We start from the raw sequence: 19,058 nt of genomic DNA, 5'->3' as shown, positions 1-19,058 counted from the left end.
AACACTGGGGATTTTTAATCCATATTCAATATTCTGATAATGTCGTAGGGTACACTTCATAAATTCGTTGATTTTCAGTACTAGAGATTCTTGTGTATATCCTGCTGCTTCGCGTGCCTCTATTAGTTTCACGTTATAACCCCTTATACATGGTATAGCAAAATTGTATATGAGTTACGTTGAAGTTATAACGATCTATTAGACATGATCTATAGTTGTCGTCTTATAGTTCGTTAAGTATAATTATATATGCCGACATTATCGGTTTGCGAGAAACCTATGCCGGGTGAATATAGAGGAAAGCTCTTACAATTTCTCTGTAGGAACGTCTTCTAAACTTAAATATGTTCAAAATACATTTATTGTTGACCGATGGTTGATTTCTAACTAAGATAAGTTATATATAGGTATGAAATCCTATTTTTGGTTTTGTGCGGGAGGTGTTTGTATTGGAGTCTACAAATTCAATTCGGAAAAAACTTTTGCAGCATATGCAAAGTAATCATATTATACATTCTCAATTTTCAGAAATATCGGGTATCAATTCCGGTACACTTAGCCGTATTTTGCAGGGGAATAAACCCATATCTATGAGCCAACTCGTCGCCATTACCGCAGGGATGGGGTTACCCGAAGATTTCTTTTTTGATGATTACGTAGAGGAATGCTTTTCCTCTTTGATCTCTATCAGGCGCATACGGCCGTTTATTATTCGCTGCGCTGAATTAAATCGTTTAGATTGTGTCGAACAAATTGTTAATCGTCTATTGGATGATCTCTCCTATGTCTCCGTGCTTTTTGATATAGCTGAAGAGTTATTTTCCAATAACAAACGTTTGGCTGCGGGGATTTTATACAGGAGTGTTCGTGAAGCGGAGAAGTATCAGCATTCTGAAAGGCTCGCGCTGTGCCATTACCGTTTGTTCCTAATTGATTTGGGAGAGGACCTGGAAGAGAATGTACGTGCGGCAACTCAATTTGAGTTATACGTTAATCGTCTTGATGAAGCGGATCAGCTTGAAGCATTAAAGCAATTGATGCACGTATTTGGAATGGTCCACAAATGGGCAAAAGTCGATGCTTTAGCCAAGGAAATGCATAGGATTGCAACGATTCAGTATGATTTACAACGCCGATCTGAGCGATCAGAAGAAGTCCAGAAACGGACGGAAAGACCTTTGTATTACTATATTCTGTATGCTTATCTGGCTCGGTCTACGGCCAGTGAAGAGTGTGGAGACTACAAAAGAGCATTGGAATTTGTATCCCTGTATGCAGGCGGAGAAAGTTGGGTTCATGAAAAGGATGAGGAAGCCAAACGAATTCTTGGACAATTTTCGGAATGGGCCATTGCAAACACCTTTCTCTATCGCTTAATGTCCGGAGAAGTGGGTGTAATGTACGAGTATGCTGATTACATAGCGTCCCATGAAGATGAAATATTCATTGCTGTACGGCACATGGTCCAAGCAGCGAATTTATATGGGTTGAATATTGATGGCATCCTGGATCGTTTTGCAGCATATATACCATATCAGTCGGACAAAACCGAGTTTGGCGAGTATAAGCCAACTATTCTAAAAGAGAGCTACGCCCAATTCCTCAGTGATCTAGCCGTATATCGTTTCGATGCAAGCAAGGATGCTGACACTGCAATAAAACTTGTGTTAGAAGGTTTGAATTTATCGATTATAATTAATAGTAGTAAAAATATTATTACTTGCATGACTCTTTTTGAGCAATACAGAAAGTGTGCGGATATTGAAGCAAAGGAGAAGTTCAAAAAACTATCAAGTGAGGTGCATCGGCTCAATGCGAAAAAAAGCGTTACACTTCCTGGCTCTCTGTAGTGTTACGATTGTCGTATCTACACCAATAATATTGGCTGCAATGGGACATGGTTGGGGGACTTAATTATTATGCGGACATAGGATGTTCCTGATTTTCGGGAACATCCTTTTCTTGTTTTGAGGATGGTTTCGGTATGGATTAGATCATGCCTTAAATTGGAGCGGGGAATTATCAAAAACTTCTTAAATTAGCAATCAATCAAAAGCGTCCAAGTGAATCTTCACTTGGACGCTTTTAATTGATTAATTTGAAACTGATTCAGAAAAAGATCTGGAAGAATGAAGGTCTAAATACTTTTTTTGTGCCTTTAAAATATTATTCTATTATCTGACAGCAAATCCTAAAATATCACAAAGGAGGATTGGGTTCTATGAAAAGAAGCGTGCTCATGCAATTGCGTATTGAACGTGCCAGGAATCGCCTTTACGCCCTCGCAGAAAAGCACAGGGGGGTTCAACATCCCGCAGTAATCAAACAGTCTATGATACTGGATGATTTAATTAATCAGTACAATAAAGAAGGAACACAAAAAAAGCCGATTGAGTAAACAATCGACTCTGGGCGAGAGACTTTTGCCGGGTTCACTCGCCCTTTAATTTTAACAGATCATGAGGAAAAACGGGATGAAATCTTCTAAATAAATTTCAACTTAGAATATGATGAAGCATCAGCACTCCGATTCATTTTAGAAATCGAAGTTGTCTGGATCAGGTCCAACGCGTACATCTTCGTTCAGAGCGCTAATGCGTTCCATCTCCTCATTGGACAATTCGAAGTCGAAGATAGACGAATTCTCGATAATGCGACGCTCTTTGGTAGACTTCGGATGGTGATAGAGTCGAATAAAATGTTACGTATTTTTCAACAAAGAAATACATTTTTTAAACTTATTGGATAAATGAATTGGTATAATGTTAGGAAAATATGTATATGAAAGCGGGAGTTTACAATTAAGAAATATGTTTTGCTATTAACGTCATCTGTATTGCTATTTAGTTTGCTCCTCGCCTGTAATAATCAAAAAGACACTGGAGCGACTACATCTGGCAATAATATAAATCAAGAAACCATCTATAATTCCTCTGCTCCAGAACAAAATTCCTCAGGTGATATATCTAGTGTATTTCCAAAGTCTGAACTAACGGATCAGGGAACCTTGCTTATGGTTTCCAATGGTAAGGAAGAGAGAGGCCATTTAAATGTATCGAGTACACAGGGACAAGAAGGGGATCAGTCCTTCCAGAGTAATTATTCTATCATCTATAGATACGATGGCCAGGATACCGTTTTATTAGAGCTGCCAGCTTATGTATTTATCCAGCCTTCTGACAAAACATTAACCTTTGAAAAGGTAAGTTTCAAAGAAGCTGATGTTTATGTTCTCACCCCACAATACCAAACAGGGCATGGATTGGAAGGGTATTTATTCGCGGTCACCAAACAAAGTGGAGATGCATTCCTATTAGAGATTGTTAAAAAGGGTCAAGTTTCTGAGAAACTTTTGTATTCTGAATCTGAGCCTATGCCAATTGTCGAAAATAATACTTTGGTTGTTCATCCTCCCGTTGGTGCGGGCACCCCTGAAGAAGATACAAAAGTTGTTTTTTACAAGCTCAATCTGAGCACAAAGCAATTAATTGCTAAATGAATCAATTTCATAATACCTTTAGCTGCTTCAATCAAGGCTGGATATAGATCAAAACGGTTCAATTTGCCTATATCTAGTTACAAAACTCCATTTTAGTGAGTTATGAAATTGATTCAAAATAAGGTTATATAAAGGGTATTTCTAAAAAGATCTATGGTTTGGTTGGACTGGGTATCAATGTTAATCAAAAAAGCTGACAAAGAAGGAGCTGAGATTCAATCCGGGCTTCTTTTTTCTCTAATAAAACCTGATAAGATCAGTAAAATCAACCCAAAAGTGATTGAGGTAATTCCTAATGATTTGTAAGCATAAAGTTCTTCAATATTGAAGCAAGTAAATCCTGCAGCAAATAAAAGAATCCCAACAAATAATAGTCTTTTTCGAATGATTAGTTTTTTCATAAAGTTTACCCTTTCGTTAGCTGATATTTAGAATATATTTACATTATAATCTACAATTAGAACAATATATATACTGAAAAAAACATGAAATGGAGGATACACTTTTTGAAAAAAATCATTATTGTCGCAACAGTAGGAGCTATTTTGTTATCTGGATGTGGGGCAAATGATCAGTCTTTAAGTCCACCACAGATTGAGGAAAGCACCCCCAAAGAAAGTATAACAACCCTTGATACATCGACTTCCCATACACTACTATTCGAGACTTCAGATAAGAGAATTGCTATTTATGGTGTTCAGGAAAAAGCACAAAAAGATATATTTTCATCTTTAGATGTAGTAATAAACGGAGCAACGAAAAGATTTACTTGGAACAATGTGACGAATCCCTCCTTTTATCCTCAACTATCGGTCATTGATTTAGATGCAGATGGAGAAGATGAAATGGTTATTGTTTTGACCAAAGCCACAGGGACTGGAGTACATGATTCAGAAGTGTATGTGCTTAAATCGGATTTTACAGAAATAACGGTTTCCGATCCGAAAAAATATGTTCTAAGTCATATTAAAGTTGACCTAAAAGCAGATAAGGAAATTCGACAGTATACAGTTTCAGTTGATGGCCGGAAGCACTCCTTTGAATTCAGTGAGAACGATTCTAACGATTGGTTTGAACAACCAACAGTTCAAAATATATTGAGATTTGAGATAAAGGATAGTCATCTTATTGCGGAGTTACCAATTCAGATTTCAACAGGGCATTACTTAGGAGAAGCTATCGTTAGATATGCATTGATTAATGGGAGATTTGAACCTTCTGAAATAGAAATGACAAAGGATTATTCGGGCTGATTGGAGTGTCACGGGGTCGAGCGGATCAGTTAATTCAGCAATTAGATAAGCAGGTAGGTGGAAAGGGGAATATAGTGTTGAAAAAAGAGTTTGGTGTAGTGATGGTGTTGATTGCCGCATTGCTTTCAGGATGTGAATCAGATAAGCCTGCAATGGTTATGCAAAATACGGGGGAGTCTTCCAGTAAACAAGTAACAGCACAGTCTGAGAAAGAAAATGATTTGAAAATCATTAAGGCATCGCAAAATGAAGAAGTTAAACTCTATAGTATTAAAGAAACGAAGAATGGAATCGAAGGGGTAACCTTAAATATTAGTGGAAGTCAGAAGGACTTTGATTGGAAAATTCCTGATACTGGGACTGAACCGCAGGTATTCTACACTGATCTTACGGGTGATGGTAAGGAAGAAGCCGTAATTATCATCCAAACTGGAAAAGGGACAGGCTTAGATAACTTCGATATTCATGTGGTGAATTCCGAGGACTTAACCGAAATTAAAGTCCAAAGCTATGAGGAGATTGTTGCTGAACAGATTGAAACGCATGTTGCTAAAAAGGGGGACGGTACACTAGCGATTTCGGTTAAAGCGCAAGGAAAAGAACACAATTTCAATTATGGATTTGATCCAGTGCCGGATCACAAGCAAGATAGCCTTGGTTTTGGTGGTGTATACATATATTTTTTGGAGAATCAAAAAATAAAATTAAACCTTGTGGGGTCGGTAGGCGTGTCTACCACATATGTGTGTGAATTCAATATCACTTACAAATTTGACAGTGCCGAGAATGAATTTTTTGCGGATCAAATTGAAGTTAAACCTATTGATCTTTGAAGTTAATATAAAAAGTTTGGATAACCTCAATCGTTTGACATAGAGTTCCTGTTTCAAATTTTCTCGATGTGGTCTTACTCCTGTCAAGCTGCCTATATGCAAGCTTAGCATCCTTTATAGGCGTATGGACGAGATCAGCTGCTTTCGGGGGAGGCGGAAGCTTAGTGTTATACTTTTTTTAGTTAATATTTGGAAATATCCTCTTATCCATATCATGGACGCACATTCTATTCATTCATCATGATGATTTAAGTGTCTAGTGGAGCACTTCACAACATAAATCAGAATTAGTTGGCTTACCTATATCGGTAATGATAGACAACATCTATACTATTTTTTTCTTTGCAATTGGATTATGGTTCTTCGTTAAAGAGAGAGGGGCAGAATAAATATCATTCTACGCTGAAAGGAACAATCATTCGCAAAATATAGGGATCAAAATCATAAATCCACTTATTACAGACTCGTTAAAAAAGCAGTAGCCAATCTAGGAACCAAGAAGTTCTAGACCTGCTACCGCTTTTTATTGTGCGCTACAAACCACTAAAGATAATATCTGCTTATTTCTCCTTAGTGTACGGAAATCGATGAGTTTACTGGATTTAATTACACAGTTTACGTTTTTCGCATTTTTGTTTAAGACCAGATACATAGCAATTGTTTCGACATATCGTAACAAACCTGGCACTGGCGGGAATTTACATACTACCAGACTTACGTTGGACAGGTAATACGCGCTGTTCCATTTTTTCATATAAAGCCAGAAACCGCCTGATAATCCCAAGCTTTGGTGCCAACCAATAGATGAACAAAGCTGAAATGATGCCAATCAACGCTCCCACTGCAATATCTATTGGATAATGAACTCCAACCCAAACGCGGGAGACAGCACCACAACAAGCAAGCGCCAGCCAGAGCCACCCACCCTTTCTCCGGACAAGCCAGAAGGAGACAGAGATGGAAAAAAACAAAATCGTATGATCGCTCGGAAAAGAATTATCTATATCATGATTTAGGAGTTTGTTGACATTTGGCAATACCGCGAACGGCTGATAATGCTCATAAAACTTGCCTGCCAATTTACCGATGATCTCTGCCAAAACAAAAGCAAGCCCTGCCTGGATAACCATCATCCGATTCCGGCTGCTGCGGGTGAACCAATAAACAAGCATTGTTAACGCTAGTACATACAGCATATATTCCGCCACAAAGACAGCAGCGGGATTCAGAAAAGTAAACTGTTTGCCCAGATCATTAATCGTCCGGAACATATCAATATCCCATTGAAACAAAATCCCACCTCCACCTGAATTTCCAACTTCCAATGGAGAACTCCAACCAGCCTACCTCAGTGATTATCCAATTTTTTAAAGTAGGCTATTGTTGCCACTAGTCCTAACGGCAGCAGCATAAAGAGACACATAGGAATAGAACGAAGGGTATGCAGGAACTCCGCAATCAAATGTACGACTGACTATGGAAAAATCGCTTTATAGTCATAGTTTGCGATACTATATTCCCCATCTCAAACACAACTGTAAAAATAATGGTTTACGCAGTTAGTTTTTTTGCACATATTGTAATAAACATCGTCGGGGCCGACAATAGAAACAGCTAAACAGCTAACTTCATCCAACATAATAGCGATTCTTAGCTGTTAGATGACGCCTCATGGCGTAATCCCGAAAAACAGGAATATCAACGTTACAATAATACGTTTACAGGACGTCCTCTATCAGCAATCTGCTATACTCTTCTGTCTCTTTGCATGAAAAGGTCGTACAAATCGTCCCCTTGTAACCGTTCTTTAATACGAGATTATCCGGTTCCACCGGACCGAAGCTGCCGCAAATAGCCGCTGCGGATAACCAGGAAGTACACGATTTGAATGATCGCGAATGCACTCAACACGATTATCGACTCTTTGATGAGCGAAAAATTGAACATGCCCTGCAGTGCCGTCAGTGCCACTGCACCGTGAATGATCGCGATGGCAATCGGCAGGAAGAACAGAATAGCCATCTGGCGAGTGACAATCTTCGACAGCTCATGGCTGGTCAGCCCGAGCTTCATGATTGAAGCGTACTTCGCCTTGTCATCATCCAGATCCGTGTACAGTCGGAAATAGAGGAAGCTGCCGGACGCCACAAAGAACACCACGCCAATGAACAACCCAACGAACATCACTGCGCTATAGCTCTGAAGCAACTGCTTGATGTGGAACGCCAGTGAGAAGAAGCTATCATTCTTGGAAAGGCCAATCTCACCGTCCAGCTGCTGGCCGACTGCTTCTGTTGCCTCCCAGTCACTGACCGCGAACACATAGTAGCCCTCGGACGATTGCGGCTCCGGCAGCTGCTCGTAGCGGTCATCATTCAAGACATAGTACTTGTTGTACTTCAACATGTACTCCGACATTAAGAAGGAGGCGCTCTGTGTGATCAACAGTGGTTTCCCGCCGCCTTCCACGGCCAGCTCCTGCTCGTCGAAGGATTCGCCTCTTCCGTCTATTGAGTTGTACTGGACGATAGCCGCTTCGTTTGCTCCTAGTTTCAACTTCTGATCCCCGGCGACAACGGCAAATGTGTTGTACATTGACTCGCTGACGATCATCACCGTTTCGTTGCTCTCGGCTCGTTTGTAAGAGCGCAGCTCGGCCTGTAGCTTCGTGAAGGGAATTCCCTCCACGAAAAGTTTATGTTCGATCACATCCACCGCCGAGGCGGCCTGTTCCGGAGAGTTCCCCGCATACGAGATATATTCAAAGGCGAACGGTTTTTCAATCGACTCAGTAAGGATCGTCTTGAACCCGACTAGGGCACCGATTGCTGAGAAAGCGACAGTCGACAGGATCGTCACAAGGAAAAAAGTGCGGGCATTGTCCTTCATCCGATAAGCAAGATCGTTGAAAAACAACAAGTTCGTTCGTCGCCAGTATAGCCTCCGGTTGTGCTTCAAGCCGCGGATCGTATATACGCTCAATTGAGTGAACAAAAAGTACGTCCCGACGACGACCGCCACTGTCACTGGCAGCAATGCATACACGACCATCAAGCCTTCGACGACCAGCGAAACACCATATCCACAACCGATCAGTGCGAGCGACGCGAGTGACAGCCAGATCGAAGCGCGGGGCTCAGGCCGGGGCTTGGTGGATCCTTTGAGTAGGTCAATCAGCTTGTTGCCGCGAAAGAACAGCACCGTGAATAGCGAGATCCCCAGAAAAAGCAGCATGAACGCGGCAAAGGTCAGAACGAGCGCTCGGTACGGCATGTAGAAGGGGAGCTCTTCCTCCATCCCAATCAGCGACTCCGCCGCAAGCAACAATATCTTGGATAGTACCAGCCCGGACGCGACGCCAGTCAGCGTGGCGCCGAAACCAATCACAATATTTTCGATAAATACGAGCCTCCGGAGCTGCATATTGGTGATGCCGAACATGACCAGCAATCCGAACTCTCGGCTGCGCGACTTGATAAAAGCGCTCATTGAATAAAGGACAAAGAAGAATGAGAATAGGTAGATGAGCATCTGCGCCACTAGTAATCCGATCGTTACCGGACTGCCGATTTCTCTCGTTGCTAGCCCCGGATGAAAGGCGAAAACGCCATAGACGAAAAACACCATCACTGCAAATGCGCTGCTGAGAAAATACGCTATGTACAGGCGTTTGTTGCGCATGACGTTATTAAACGCGAATTGTTGAAAGGTCATGCGCATTCCCTCCAAGCAGTGACAGTACATCGATGATTTTTTGGAAGAACGCCTGCTGGCTGTCCCCGCGGTGAATCTCGTTGTAGAGTTCACCGTCCTTGATGAACAGCACACGGTGACAGTAGCTGGCAGCTAGTGCGTCATGCGTGACAAGCAGCATTGTCGCCCCGTCCGCCCGGTTGATCGCCGTCAGCGTCTCCATAACGTCCCGAGATGATTTGGAGTCGAGGTTACCTGTCGGTTCATCAGCCAGCAGCAGCTTCGGCTCGTGAATGATCGCCCGGGCGATGGCCGTTCTCTGCGCCTGTCCGCCAGATACTTCATAGGGCCACTTGTCCAGAATGGAGGCGATCCCAAGCCTGTCAGCGATTCTCTGCGCCTTCTCCTCCATCGTGCGCACCTTCTCACCTTCCAGCGTCAGTGGCAGCACGATATTTTCTAAAATTGTCAGTGTGTTAAGCAGATTGTAGTCTTGAAAAATAAATCCAAGCTGTTGTCGGCGGAACCGGGCGAGCGCGTTGTGGCCCAATTGGTGTGGGTTCTGGCCGTCGATGAGCACTTCACCGGAAGTCGGATTGTCGATCGTCGCGATCAACTGTAGTAGCGTCGTCTTGCCGCTGCCCGATGGCCCCATAATGCCGACAAACTCGCCCTTCTCGACGCTGAACGATATATCGCCGAGTGCCCGGTGCATGACCTGGCCGCTGTAAATCTTGCCCAGATGAGTTGTTCGCAGAAGTTCCATATCCTCGCTCCTTCATGTAGCTGGTGATTTCTTGTTCTCCACCTCAAGTATACGGCGGGCTCGCCGAGCAGACCAATCGACGAAGATTACATTTAGCTTACATCGATGTAAGCTTGACCGCAGTCAAGAAATAAACCCGCACCCGGGTGCCAACGTCAACGGTAGAATCGATCTCCAGCTCGTGGCCCAGTCGGTTGCAAACTTCTTGTGCCAGATGCAGCCCCATTCCCGTCGACTCTCTGAACTTGCGGCCGCTCTCACCAGTGTAGAACGGCCGAGTCACCCGCTTTAAGTCGGCTAGCGGAATACCGATGCCTTCGTCTGCCACCTCCAGCACCGTCTTCGCGCCTTGCCGCCAGGCGCGAATGGCGACGGTCCGGCCGCAGCCAGCAGAGTATTTGATCGCGTTCGACAGCAATTGGGTCAATACGAACCCGATCCACTTCTCGTCGGTCGGCACCGTCAGTTCATCGTCCATCTGAACTTGAGGGTATAGATTATTGACAATGAACAGCCGCTTGTGTTCATTGACCGTTTTTCGCACAACACGCTTAAGTGGCACATGCGCCGCTTGGAAATCCTCCTCAAACGTCTCCAACCGGGTCGCGTGCAGTACTGTCTCTAGCCCCCACTGGATTCGGTCTGCTTCGTCGCGGATGTCGACCTGCCGCCGGTCGCTCTCGTTTTCGGTCAGCAGGTGGATAACCGAAAGCGGCGTTTTCATCTGGTGGACCCATTGGGTAATGAATGTCGAATGCTCACGGCGGCGCCGCTCCATCTCTGTGATACGAGTCATGTACAGTGCATACTGCGCCTGCAGCAGTTGGTCGACTGCCTGCGCGATGGGGGCACTGCTGCCGGAACCAGCCGCAGACTTATCCAGCTCATTTAGCGGCTCCGCAAGCCGATCGTACATCTTGCGATGGCTGATATAGCGCCAACCAGTATAAACTAGCAAGGTGACCATGCCAAGAAATATCGAATAGAGGGCGGTGTACACGTTGCGATAGCCATCAAGCCAGTAGATCGCCACAACCAGCGTCAACTGAACAAGATGCATAACAAACATGGGCCAATGCTCACGGATTAGTAGCTTCATTTGGGTTCACCCAATTCGTCCGTTTCCAGCACTAGCTTGTATCCGGACCCGCGCACCGTCTCGATACTGCCCGCAACCGCGATCTCCTGAAGTTTCTTGCGGGCACGCGCGATGTTCACGTTCAGTGTGTTCTCGTCCACGAACTGCTGGTCGTCCCACAGCCTATCCAGCAGTGCTTCGCGGGTAACGACCAGCGGGTAGCGTAGAAGCAGCAGGTCCAGCAGATCCGCCTCCTTGCGCGCCAATGCGACAGTCGCGCCCCGCCACTTCAGCTCCAGCCGCTCCGGATAGAGGGCGAGCCCGCCTTGCTCGACCATTTTTTCCCGCGCATCCCCCGCATATTCACCGTACACCCGCCGCAACTGGCTGCGCACCTTGGCAATGACCAACTCATGGTGAAACGGCTTGGTCATATAGTCATCGGCTCCGTACTCCAGCGCCATTACCTGATCCATATCGCCTGAGCGGGCGCTGATGAAGATGATCGGACAGGTAGACACTTTGCGGATCTGCCGGCACCAGTAATACCCGTCGTAACTCGGCAGATTGACATCCAGCAGTACAAGATGGGGCTCGTAATGCTTAAATTGCGCCATTATATCTTCAAAATCGTCCGCGTACTGCGCTGTTAAGTTGTACTTTTCCAGATAAGCCTGTAAAAGCGAAGCCAAATTCGGATCGTCCTCCACAATCCATATGCGATACATTGCAACTCTCCTCCTCTGCGTCATCGTGTCCATAAGAAGCACAGCTTGTTTGCTCTACTTGCCCCTGGCGCGGCATACCCGCTCGCAACCGAGGTAGTGAATGGAGCGACTGTCTCTATATTAACATAAACATAATTGCTGATAATCGTTACAAACCCATCGAATCTAAGGATAGGAGAACGAACATCATTCGCTATAATGGATATAATTTACTGACGTTAGCCTTAAGGATTTGGAAGGCGAGGCAGCTAAAATTCAGCAGATCGTAATAAATGGTGAAATGAAAACCTTCAAATGGGGCAATATAGCAAATCCCTCCTTTTATCCTCAAATATCGGTCGTTGATTTAGATGCAGATGAGGAAGATGAAGTTGTCATTGTTCTGATCCAAGGCACAGGGAGTGGAGTACATGATTCGAAAGTGCGTGTGCTTAGAACAGACTTTATAGAAATATAGGCTTTGATGTGAATCCACGCCAAAAAACCTCCAACTCTCGTACATAATGAGAATTGGAGGTTTTGCCCTACTTATTTTGCTGTAAATCAACCCTGAATCATGTGGACAACTTCAATTAGAAATCGAAGTTGTCCGGGTCAGGTCCAACGCGTACATTTTCGTTCAGAGCACTGATTTGATCCATCTCTTCATTTGAAAGTTCAAAGTCGAAGATGGAGGAATTCTCGATAATCCGGTTTTCCTTGGTGGACTTCGGAATCGTAATGACTCCATTTTGCAGATCCCAACGCAGGATGACTTGTGCAACCGATTTGCCTTTGTCTGAAGCAATCGCCGTGAGCACTGGGTTGTCCAACAGCTGACCTTGCATTAGAGGCGACCAAGCTTCAAGCTGGATACCATGCTTCTCACAGAAAGCTTTAAGCTCAACCTGAGTCAGGCGAGGGTGGTATTCCACCTGATTGACCATCGGTTTCACTTTGGCATCCTGCATCAGGTCTTCGAGATGATGAATCTGGAAGTTGCTTACACCAATAGCTTTAATGCGACCAGCCGCGTACAGTTCCTCGATTGCTTTCCAGGCTGCTTTGTATTTGCCTGCCTTAGGCCAGTGAATCAGATACAGGTCCAGGTATTCCAGTCCCAGTTTGTTCAATGTGGTATCAAAAGCGGCAAGTGTCTCTTCATATCCAAGGTCTGCATTCCATACTTTAGATGTAACAAACAGATCTTCGCGTTTCAGGTTATTTTCTTGCAAAGCTTCTGCAATCGCTTGACCAACACCGGCTTCATTGCCGTATATTGCAGCAGTATCAATGCTTCGGTAGCCATGTTTAATCGCATTTTTCACGGCTTCAATCAGTTCAGATCCTTCTTCTACCTTAAATACACCAAGTCCGAACCAAGGCATAGAAACACCGTTATGCAGAGTTACTGTGGATTGTAAATGTTGTGCGGTTTGAGCTGTTGTCATGAGATTTCCTCCTTAAAGTGTGTAAAAATCAGTCATATTAAGCTGAATTTTTGTTGTTTTATCATACAAAATTAAATCATAGTAGATCAAATTGGGTTCAACGTATTATAGTATAATAAACTACATTGTGAAACCGGTTCCCCTCCAAGGCTGGAACTGATATATATAAGAGTGAGACCTATGGTCGGAATGGAAATTAGAACGAAACTTTCTCCATTTCGACTGATGCATGTTGATCCTTGCTTTCCAGCGTTTTAGCCCATGCGGTCAGGATTACAGCTACGAGTACCATCAAGGCTCCGACCCATGTCGTGTGAATCAAACCGATGGAATCATTGATCACTCCACCCAAATAGGCACCTATAGCGATCCCTGCATTAAATGCGGCGATGTTAAAGGCTGAGGCTACATCCTTGGCCTGTGGTGCATATCGTTCAGCCAAGGTTACAACGTACATCTGAAGACCAGGCACATTCATGAAGGCGAGCAGGCCCATACCCATAATGGTGAGTAGTGCTGCCAACTTAAACGGGACGGTGAAGTACATTACGCCGAGAATGATGGTCTGAATGATGAACATATAGAAGAGCGCCTTGAGCGGGTTGCGATTGGCTGCTTTACCGCCGATGATGTTGCCAACAGCGATGGCGATTCCGTACAACAATAGGATGGACGCTACTGTTTTCTCGGAATATCCGCTAATATCATGCAACAACGGGGACAGATACGTAAAGATAACAAATGTTCCTCCGTACCCAACAGCAGTTATGGCAAAAGCAAGCAGCAAGCGTCCACCTGTAACGAGCTTCAGCTGATCCCGAAATGCCGTCCGTGTTCCTCGCTTCAACGTGGATGGCACGAGTATCAGGTTACTGATCATTGCAACGATGCCAACCACAACAATCAGGATAAAGGCAGCGCGCCAGCCCCAATGTTGGCCGATGAGTGTACCGAGAGGTACACCGGTTACTGTGGCAATGGTAAGACCGGAGAACATGATGGCAATAGCACTCGCCCTACGGGTGGCAGGCACCAAATCGGCTGCAATTGTGGAGCCGATGGACATGAACACCCCGTGTGCCAGAGCGGACACTACTCGTGCAATGAGTAACATGGTGATGCCCGTCGATAATGCAGCCATCGTGTTACCCGCAATGAAGACAATCATGATGGCAAGCAATAGCGTTTTGCGTGATATGGTAGACGTCAGTGAGGTCAGAACAGGAGCCCCAAAGGTAACGCCTAATGCATATAAAGTAACGGTCAGTCCCGCTGTAGTTACGGAAATGCCCAGGTCATCTGCAATGAGGGGCAGTAGCCCAACGCTGATAAACTCTGTGGTACCGATTGCGAATGCACTAATGGCCAGTGCTAACAGTGCCCACGTGCTGCGTTTTGAATCTTGTAACATTTCATGCTCAACTCCCCCGAATGTAGATTTACGTACCGGCAAATGCTATTATGAGTTATTCGGTATAGATTGAATAGTACGTACTTTTTAGTACCCTACGTACTTTTTGGTGCCTATACAGCATGCGACGGAGGTAATCCAATTCATCAGGGAGGAAGCAAGTTATGGTAAGAAAAAAATATAACATCTCGGTTGAAGCGACCTTAGAAGTGATCGGTGGCAAGTGGAAATGCGTCATTCTCTGTCATCTGACACATGGGAAAAGACGAACCAGTGATCTCAAGCGTATTATGCCCGCAATTACACAGAAAATGTTAACACAGCAACTCAGAGAGCTTGAAAACGACGGAATCGTAAACCGTATCGTATATAATCAGGTCCCTCCCAAAGTAGAATACGAATTGAGTGATTACGGGAGAAGTCTTGAACCGATTCTCAATGCGCTCTGTAATTGGGGAGATCAACATATTGTGAAGGAATACGGAGACAAATCAGCAGTTCTGGAAGATAATGGACTCAATGATTTTAACTCTGACAATAGGGAGCTGGTGCAACCATGAACTATGAGATTTTATATGATGGTGCTTTTGCGATGCTCAAGGTACATTTGCAGCGGGGAGAGCGGTTCAAGGCCGAGAGTGGTGCGATGGTATCCATGACGCCTACGGTTGAACTGAAGGGTTCAGCAGAAGGCGGGATGTTTGCCGGGTTCGGTCGGATGTTGAGCGGGGAGAAGTTTTTCTTTCAGGAACTGACGGCTGCGGGCGGGTCGGCAGAGATTCTGCTCTCACCTTCAAGCATGGGCGATGTAGAAGCTGTTGAATTGGACGGTTCCTATTCACTCTATGTGCAGAAAGACGGATTTCTGGCGGGAACCGAGGGCATTCAGGTGAATACCAAAATGCAAAACCTGAAGAAAGGTCTCTTTTCGGGAGAAGGTTTCTTCATTATTGAGATCAGCGGACGTGGAACTGTATTTCTGTCTTCCTATGGTGCCATCCATGCGATTAATCTGGCAGCAGGTGAAGAAATGATCGTCGATAACGCCCATTTGGTGGCATGGCCTCATTATGTAGATTACCGTATTGAGAAAGCTTCACAGGGCTGGTTATCCAGTGTTACAAGTGGAGAAGGACTGGTATGTCGGTTCCGGGGAGAAGGAACTATTCTTATACAGAGCCGCAATCCGCAAGGATTCGGACAATGGGTGAAGCAGTTTATTCCTGCCCGCTAATTATTTTTTTGAGAAAGAACACACAGAATTGCAACGGATATGTTTCCATCATCGTTATATGAATAATGGATTTACTTCATTGACTGACGGGTACATATTCTGTTGCATAAGGTCGCACATCATGGAGGTATGAGATGACAAGCTCAAGGTATAAAAACGCACAAGAAAGCCCGGGATATCTGTTATGGCAGGTTACATCCATGTGGCAAAAGGAAGTACGCAGGGTGCTGGAGCCCCTCGAACTGACACAACCTCAATTTGTATTATTGCACGCCTGTTTGTGGCTCAATGAACACGATGAGGAAGGCAAAGGAGTTACTCAGGTTCAAATTGCTCATTTTGCCAAGGTGGATGTTAACGTAACTTCTCAGGTTCTACGTGCGCTTGAAAAAAGGGGATTAATTACCCGCGCCCGTCATCAGACAGATACGCGTGCCAACATTATCACAACAACGGAAGAAGGAACCCGATTGGCTGTGGAGGGAATTCATCTGGTCGAGGAGTCGGACAAGGCATTCTTCGAAACTTTGGATCATCGTAAGGAAGAGTATATGGAGATCATGCAGGAGTTTCTTCGCCAAAAAACAGAGAGTTGATCCGTAATATATCTTTTTTTAATTTATTAAACTACAGAATGTAGTGGAACTGGGAAAATTTCTGATTATTAATAATCATAGCACCTCTGCAAAATACAAATAGACCTCCTGACTTCATCTTGTCGGGAGGTCTGTTTCGGTTGCTCAATCGATTCGGTAGGACGCAAACGGCTCGCGGCGACGGAAAGAGTCACTGATCTGGTCCAGATCGGCCAACAGCTCATCGGGCAGTGACATGTCCAGACTAGCCAGATTATGTTCCAATTGATCGGTGTGTGTAGCGCCAACAATCACTGTGGATACAGCTGGACGTGTCAGCAGCCATGCGAGTGACAGCACACTCGGGGAGCAACCATATGAGGCAGCTTTAGCACTCACTTGATCACTCAGTTGGATATTATGCTCCAGCAGGAAACGGTTGAAGGACGGATCGGTGTCTGCTCTGGAACCAGAAGGCACACGGGTCTGTCCGTTATATTTACCCGTGAGAATACCACCTGCCAACGGGAAGTACGGAATAATGCCTACACCCTGATCCAGACACAACGGTACCAGTTCAAGCTCGGGTGTACGGTCAGCCAGAGAGTAGCTGGTTTGGGTGGAGATGTAGCGCACATAATCTTTCTGTTCACTGATCCCCAGAGCTTTCATCAGCTCCCAGGCTGCGTAGTTGGAGGCTCCGATGTAACGGACTTTGCCGGAAGTGACCATATCGTCCAGTGTGCGCAGTGTTTCATCCAGCGGTGTATGCGGATCAAAGGTATGGATCTGGTACAGATCCACATAATCCGTTTGCAGACGCCGCAGGCTATGTTCCAGCTCTTGTTGCAGATGGTAGCGGGAGGAACCCCGCCCATGAGGACCATCATGCCGGGGTAAGCCGGCCTTGGTGGCAAGCACCGCGTTTTCCCGTCGACCTGTGAGAGCCTGTCCGATGATACGTTCCGATTCCGTGCCTGCGTAGATATTGGCGGTATCAATAAAGTTAATGCCCTGATCCATCGCTGCATGAATAATGCGGGTGGAAGCCGCTTCATCCGCGCGTTTGCCAAATGCATTGGTGCCAAGCCCCAGTGCCGACACACGCAAACCACTATTGCCCAAACGTCGGTATTCCATCATTCATCGCTCCCTTTATGTACATCTTATAGAGGTAGTTCAAAAAGTCCACTTTTGATTACGAATGATGCCTGGTGGCATCATCAGCATCGAATATGAAATTCAGCCGAAATGTCCGTTGCTCACGTAGTTTTCCCTACGCTCCGCTACTCCATTTCTAGCTTCATTCCATCTTCTCGGTACTGAAAATCAGACTTTTTGAACATGCGTTTGTATAGCAGATTATAACGTAATCTATTGAAAACGTGTTATTAATATAGTTAAATGATTCTAAGAACCCGTTATTAAAGGAGATATGATGGAAAACAGTGCCGCACATTTAACAAGACGGAAGCCGAAGAAACCAAAGAAGAAATGGAAGAAGCCATTAATCATCACCCTAAGTGTGCTGCTTGTGCTGGGAGGACTCGGATTTATTTATCAAAAGCAACTCGTCGTGTTTGCCTTTAATATGTTCGCTTCAACTACGGTGAAGGAAGCCTTGGATGACTCCTTTGTACCAGCGGGCGATAAGGATGCCCCTGTCGTGGAACATACGGACCCATTCTCGCTGTTGCTGCTAGGGATTGACCAACGGGATAACGAACCAAGCCGTTCGGATACCATCATCTATTCCGTCGTGCGTCCAGAAGACAATAAAGTGCTGCTGCTGTCCATTCCACGTGATTCCTATACCGAGATTGTCGGCCGGGATGTGAAGTCGAAGATCAACTCAGCGTATGCCCACGGTGAAGCCGAGATGGCGATGGATACGGTGGAGAATTTGCTGGGGAACAAAGTGGATTTTTATGCCGCGATTAATTTTAACGGGCTCAAGGATATTGTTGATGCGGTGGGCGGTGTGGAACTGCCAATCAAAAAGAATATTGAGAACAAGCTCAAAATTCATGAGAAGCTGTTTGTTGAAGCGAATAAACCGATCTATAACGGCGAAGAAGCGCTTGGATATGTGCGTTACCGGGAAGATTCCGATTTCAATCGGACGATGCGTCACCGGATTTTCCTAAGTGCCTTCATGAATCGTGCGCTGGAAGTCAAAAATCTGACCAAGATCCCGGACGTAATCCAGATTGCCGGATCGAATTTTACAACCAACATGACATCGGACTTTATCGTGAAATTTGCCGAGTCCTTATATATGAAAGACAGTGTACCCACGATCAGCAATTACATGCTGAAGGGGGAGGGTGCAACGCGCAGTGGCACATGGTACTACGATCTGTCGGAGGACGATCTGCAGTATGTGCGTGGCATGATCGCCAGTTGGCTAGACCCGGATGCGACCGAGATAATTGAACCGGAGTCAGCGGAACAATCGGAGACGAGTGATGCGGCATAAGCATCCAATCTTGTGCAAATGCTCATATGAATATAAGTCCGGCGAAGCAGTTGCTTCCCGGCTTTTTTGCGTTGAGATC

At 45.0% G+C, this 19,058-nt stretch carries 18 protein-coding genes and 2 pseudogenes; 10 read left to right on the top strand and 10 right to left on the bottom strand.

From position 1 onward, the window contains the following. The first annotated feature begins 440 nt into the window (after nt 1–440). Entirely contained in the window at nt 441–1,850 is a 1,410-nt protein-coding gene (locus tag AC6CIF_RS23905; protein WP_498201766.1) for a transcriptional regulator, read from the top strand. Nucleotides 1,851–2,221: 371 nt separating this feature from the next. Continuing rightward, nucleotides 2,222–2,398 carry an aspartyl-phosphate phosphatase Spo0E family protein gene (locus AC6CIF_RS23900; RefSeq protein ID WP_433748828.1) on the top strand — a complete coding sequence of 59 codons (177 nt, stop codon included), beginning with the start codon at nt 2,222–2,224 and terminating at the stop codon, nt 2,396–2,398. A gap of 138 nt (nt 2,399–2,536) precedes the next feature. Here AC6CIF_RS23900 and AC6CIF_RS23895 read toward each other — a convergent pair. Next, nucleotides 2,537–2,677: pseudogene (locus AC6CIF_RS23895) on the bottom strand (aldo/keto reductase); the annotation flags it as partial. Nucleotides 2,678–2,815: 138 nt separating this feature from the next. Between AC6CIF_RS23895 and AC6CIF_RS23890 the strand changes: the two are divergent. Then, nucleotides 2,816–3,499 (top strand): hypothetical protein, encoded by a 684-nt coding sequence (locus AC6CIF_RS23890; RefSeq protein WP_498201765.1) that lies wholly within the window; start codon nt 2,816–2,818, stop codon nt 3,497–3,499. 215 nt (nt 3,500–3,714) lie between these two features. Here the strand turns inward: AC6CIF_RS23890 and AC6CIF_RS23885 are convergent, their stop codons facing one another. Continuing rightward, complete coding sequence (locus AC6CIF_RS23885; RefSeq protein WP_498201764.1) at nt 3,715–3,900, bottom strand: hypothetical protein; 186 nt, start codon at nt 3,898–3,900, stop codon at nt 3,715–3,717. A 105-nt stretch (nt 3,901–4,005) separates the two neighbouring features. On the opposite strand from AC6CIF_RS23885, the gene AC6CIF_RS23880 reads away from it, so the two are divergent. The 3 genes and pseudogenes from AC6CIF_RS23880 to AC6CIF_RS23870 all read left to right on the top strand — a co-directional run. Further along, complete coding sequence (locus AC6CIF_RS23880; protein ID WP_498201762.1) at nt 4,006–4,752, top strand: hypothetical protein; 747 nt, start codon at nt 4,006–4,008, stop codon at nt 4,750–4,752. A 77-nt stretch (nt 4,753–4,829) separates the two neighbouring features. Then, entirely contained in the window at nt 4,830–5,585 is a 756-nt protein-coding gene (locus AC6CIF_RS23875; protein ID WP_498201761.1) for a hypothetical protein, read from the top strand. An 86-nt stretch (nt 5,586–5,671) separates the two neighbouring features. After that, nucleotides 5,672–5,974, top strand: a pseudogene (locus AC6CIF_RS23870) (ABC transporter permease); the annotation flags it as partial. 309 nt (nt 5,975–6,283) lie between these two features. Here AC6CIF_RS23870 and AC6CIF_RS23865 read toward each other — a convergent pair. The 7 genes from AC6CIF_RS23865 to AC6CIF_RS23835 all read right to left on the bottom strand — a co-directional run bounded on the left by AC6CIF_RS23865 (nt 6,284) and on the right by AC6CIF_RS23835 (nt 14,691). Further along, the gene (locus tag AC6CIF_RS23865) at nt 6,284–6,856 is read right to left on the bottom strand and encodes an undecaprenyl-diphosphatase (RefSeq protein WP_498201825.1); all 573 of its coding nucleotides are present in this window, start codon (nt 6,854–6,856) and stop codon (nt 6,284–6,286) included. Between the two features lie 547 nt (nt 6,857–7,403). Further along, nucleotides 7,404–9,299: an FtsX-like permease family protein gene (locus AC6CIF_RS23860; protein WP_498201760.1), complete on the bottom strand. Its 1,896-nt coding sequence runs from the start codon at nt 9,297–9,299 to the stop codon at nt 7,404–7,406. Continuing rightward, nucleotides 9,274–10,044, bottom strand: a complete 771-nt coding sequence (locus tag AC6CIF_RS23855; protein WP_221820000.1) for an ABC transporter ATP-binding protein — start codon at nt 10,042–10,044, stop codon at nt 9,274–9,276. The genes AC6CIF_RS23860 and AC6CIF_RS23855 overlap by 26 nt, the downstream gene beginning before the upstream one ends. Before the next feature lie 97 nt (nt 10,045–10,141). Beyond that, complete coding sequence (locus AC6CIF_RS23850; protein WP_282319900.1) at nt 10,142–11,143, bottom strand: sensor histidine kinase; 1,002 nt, start codon at nt 11,141–11,143, stop codon at nt 10,142–10,144. Next, nucleotides 11,140–11,850, bottom strand: coding sequence for a response regulator (locus AC6CIF_RS23845; protein WP_498201759.1), 711 nt, complete (start codon nt 11,848–11,850; stop codon nt 11,140–11,142). The genes AC6CIF_RS23850 and AC6CIF_RS23845 overlap by 4 nt, the downstream gene beginning before the upstream one ends. A 572-nt stretch (nt 11,851–12,422) precedes the next feature. Continuing rightward, nucleotides 12,423–13,280: an aldo/keto reductase gene (locus AC6CIF_RS23840; RefSeq protein WP_498201758.1), complete on the bottom strand. Its 858-nt coding sequence runs from the start codon at nt 13,278–13,280 to the stop codon at nt 12,423–12,425. Between the two features lie 196 nt (nt 13,281–13,476). Further along, entirely contained in the window at nt 13,477–14,691 is a 1,215-nt protein-coding gene (locus AC6CIF_RS23835; RefSeq protein WP_498201757.1) for an MFS transporter, read from the bottom strand. A gap of 164 nt (nt 14,692–14,855) precedes the next feature. Between AC6CIF_RS23835 and AC6CIF_RS23830 the strand changes: the two genes are divergently transcribed. From AC6CIF_RS23830 to AC6CIF_RS23820, 3 genes are all read left to right on the top strand, one after another. Beyond that, complete coding sequence (locus tag AC6CIF_RS23830; protein WP_017691613.1) at nt 14,856–15,251, top strand: winged helix-turn-helix transcriptional regulator; 396 nt, start codon at nt 14,856–14,858, stop codon at nt 15,249–15,251. Continuing rightward, nucleotides 15,248–15,925: a TIGR00266 family protein gene (locus tag AC6CIF_RS23825; RefSeq protein ID WP_017691614.1), complete on the top strand. Its 678-nt coding sequence runs from the start codon at nt 15,248–15,250 to the stop codon at nt 15,923–15,925. The genes AC6CIF_RS23830 and AC6CIF_RS23825 overlap by 4 nt, the downstream gene beginning before the upstream one ends. Nucleotides 15,926–16,059: 134 nt before the next feature. Then, the gene (locus AC6CIF_RS23820) at nt 16,060–16,521 is read left to right on the top strand and encodes a MarR family winged helix-turn-helix transcriptional regulator (protein WP_076213897.1); all 462 of its coding nucleotides are present in this window, start codon (nt 16,060–16,062) and stop codon (nt 16,519–16,521) included. A 144-nt stretch (nt 16,522–16,665) separates the two neighbouring features. Here the strand turns inward: AC6CIF_RS23820 and AC6CIF_RS23815 are convergent, their stop codons facing one another. Then, nucleotides 16,666–17,640 carry an aldo/keto reductase gene (locus AC6CIF_RS23815; protein WP_498201824.1) on the bottom strand — a complete coding sequence of 325 codons (975 nt, stop codon included), beginning with the start codon at nt 17,638–17,640 and terminating at the stop codon, nt 16,666–16,668. A gap of 295 nt (nt 17,641–17,935) precedes the next feature. On the opposite strand from AC6CIF_RS23815, the gene AC6CIF_RS23810 reads away from it, so the two are divergent. Further along, nucleotides 17,936–18,979, top strand: coding sequence for an LCP family protein (locus AC6CIF_RS23810; RefSeq protein WP_498201756.1), 1,044 nt, complete (start codon nt 17,936–17,938; stop codon nt 18,977–18,979). The last annotated feature ends 79 nt before the right edge of the window (nt 18,980–19,058 follow it).

The organism is Paenibacillus sp. GQ49 (genome assembly GCF_059759055.1).
This window is presented reverse-complemented; position numbering and strand designations above follow the sequence as displayed.

Excerpts from the sequence above, each read along its gene's own strand:
- AC6CIF_RS23900 (WP_433748828.1), top strand. The coding sequence starts at position 2,222 with ATGAAAAGAAGCGTGCTCATGCAATTGCGTATTGAACGTGCCAGGAAT.
- AC6CIF_RS23885 (WP_498201764.1), bottom strand. The coding sequence starts at position 3,900 with ATGAAAAAACTAATCATTCGAAAAAGACTATTATTTGTTGGGATTCTT.
- AC6CIF_RS23865 (WP_498201825.1), bottom strand. The coding sequence starts at position 6,856 with ATGTTCCGGACGATTAATGATCTGGGCAAACAGTTTACTTTTCTGAAT.
- AC6CIF_RS23860 (WP_498201760.1), bottom strand. The coding sequence starts at position 9,299 with ATGACCTTTCAACAATTCGCGTTTAATAACGTCATGCGCAACAAACGC.
- AC6CIF_RS23855 (WP_221820000.1), bottom strand. The coding sequence starts at position 10,044 with ATGGAACTTCTGCGAACAACTCATCTGGGCAAGATTTACAGCGGCCAG.
- AC6CIF_RS23850 (WP_282319900.1), bottom strand. The coding sequence starts at position 11,143 with ATGAAGCTACTAATCCGTGAGCATTGGCCCATGTTTGTTATGCATCTT.
- AC6CIF_RS23845 (WP_498201759.1), bottom strand. The coding sequence starts at position 11,850 with ATGTATCGCATATGGATTGTGGAGGACGATCCGAATTTGGCTTCGCTT.
- AC6CIF_RS23840 (WP_498201758.1), bottom strand. The coding sequence starts at position 13,280 with ATGACAACAGCTCAAACCGCACAACATTTACAATCCACAGTAACTCTG.
- AC6CIF_RS23835 (WP_498201757.1), bottom strand. The coding sequence starts at position 14,691 with ATGTTACAAGATTCAAAACGCAGCACGTGGGCACTGTTAGCACTGGCC.
- AC6CIF_RS23830 (WP_017691613.1), top strand. The coding sequence starts at position 14,856 with ATGGTAAGAAAAAAATATAACATCTCGGTTGAAGCGACCTTAGAAGTG.
- AC6CIF_RS23825 (WP_017691614.1), top strand. The coding sequence starts at position 15,248 with ATGAACTATGAGATTTTATATGATGGTGCTTTTGCGATGCTCAAGGTA.
- AC6CIF_RS23820 (WP_076213897.1), top strand. The coding sequence starts at position 16,060 with ATGACAAGCTCAAGGTATAAAAACGCACAAGAAAGCCCGGGATATCTG.
- AC6CIF_RS23815 (WP_498201824.1), bottom strand. The coding sequence starts at position 17,640 with ATGGAATACCGACGTTTGGGCAATAGTGGTTTGCGTGTGTCGGCACTG.
- AC6CIF_RS23810 (WP_498201756.1), top strand. The coding sequence starts at position 17,936 with ATGATGGAAAACAGTGCCGCACATTTAACAAGACGGAAGCCGAAGAAA.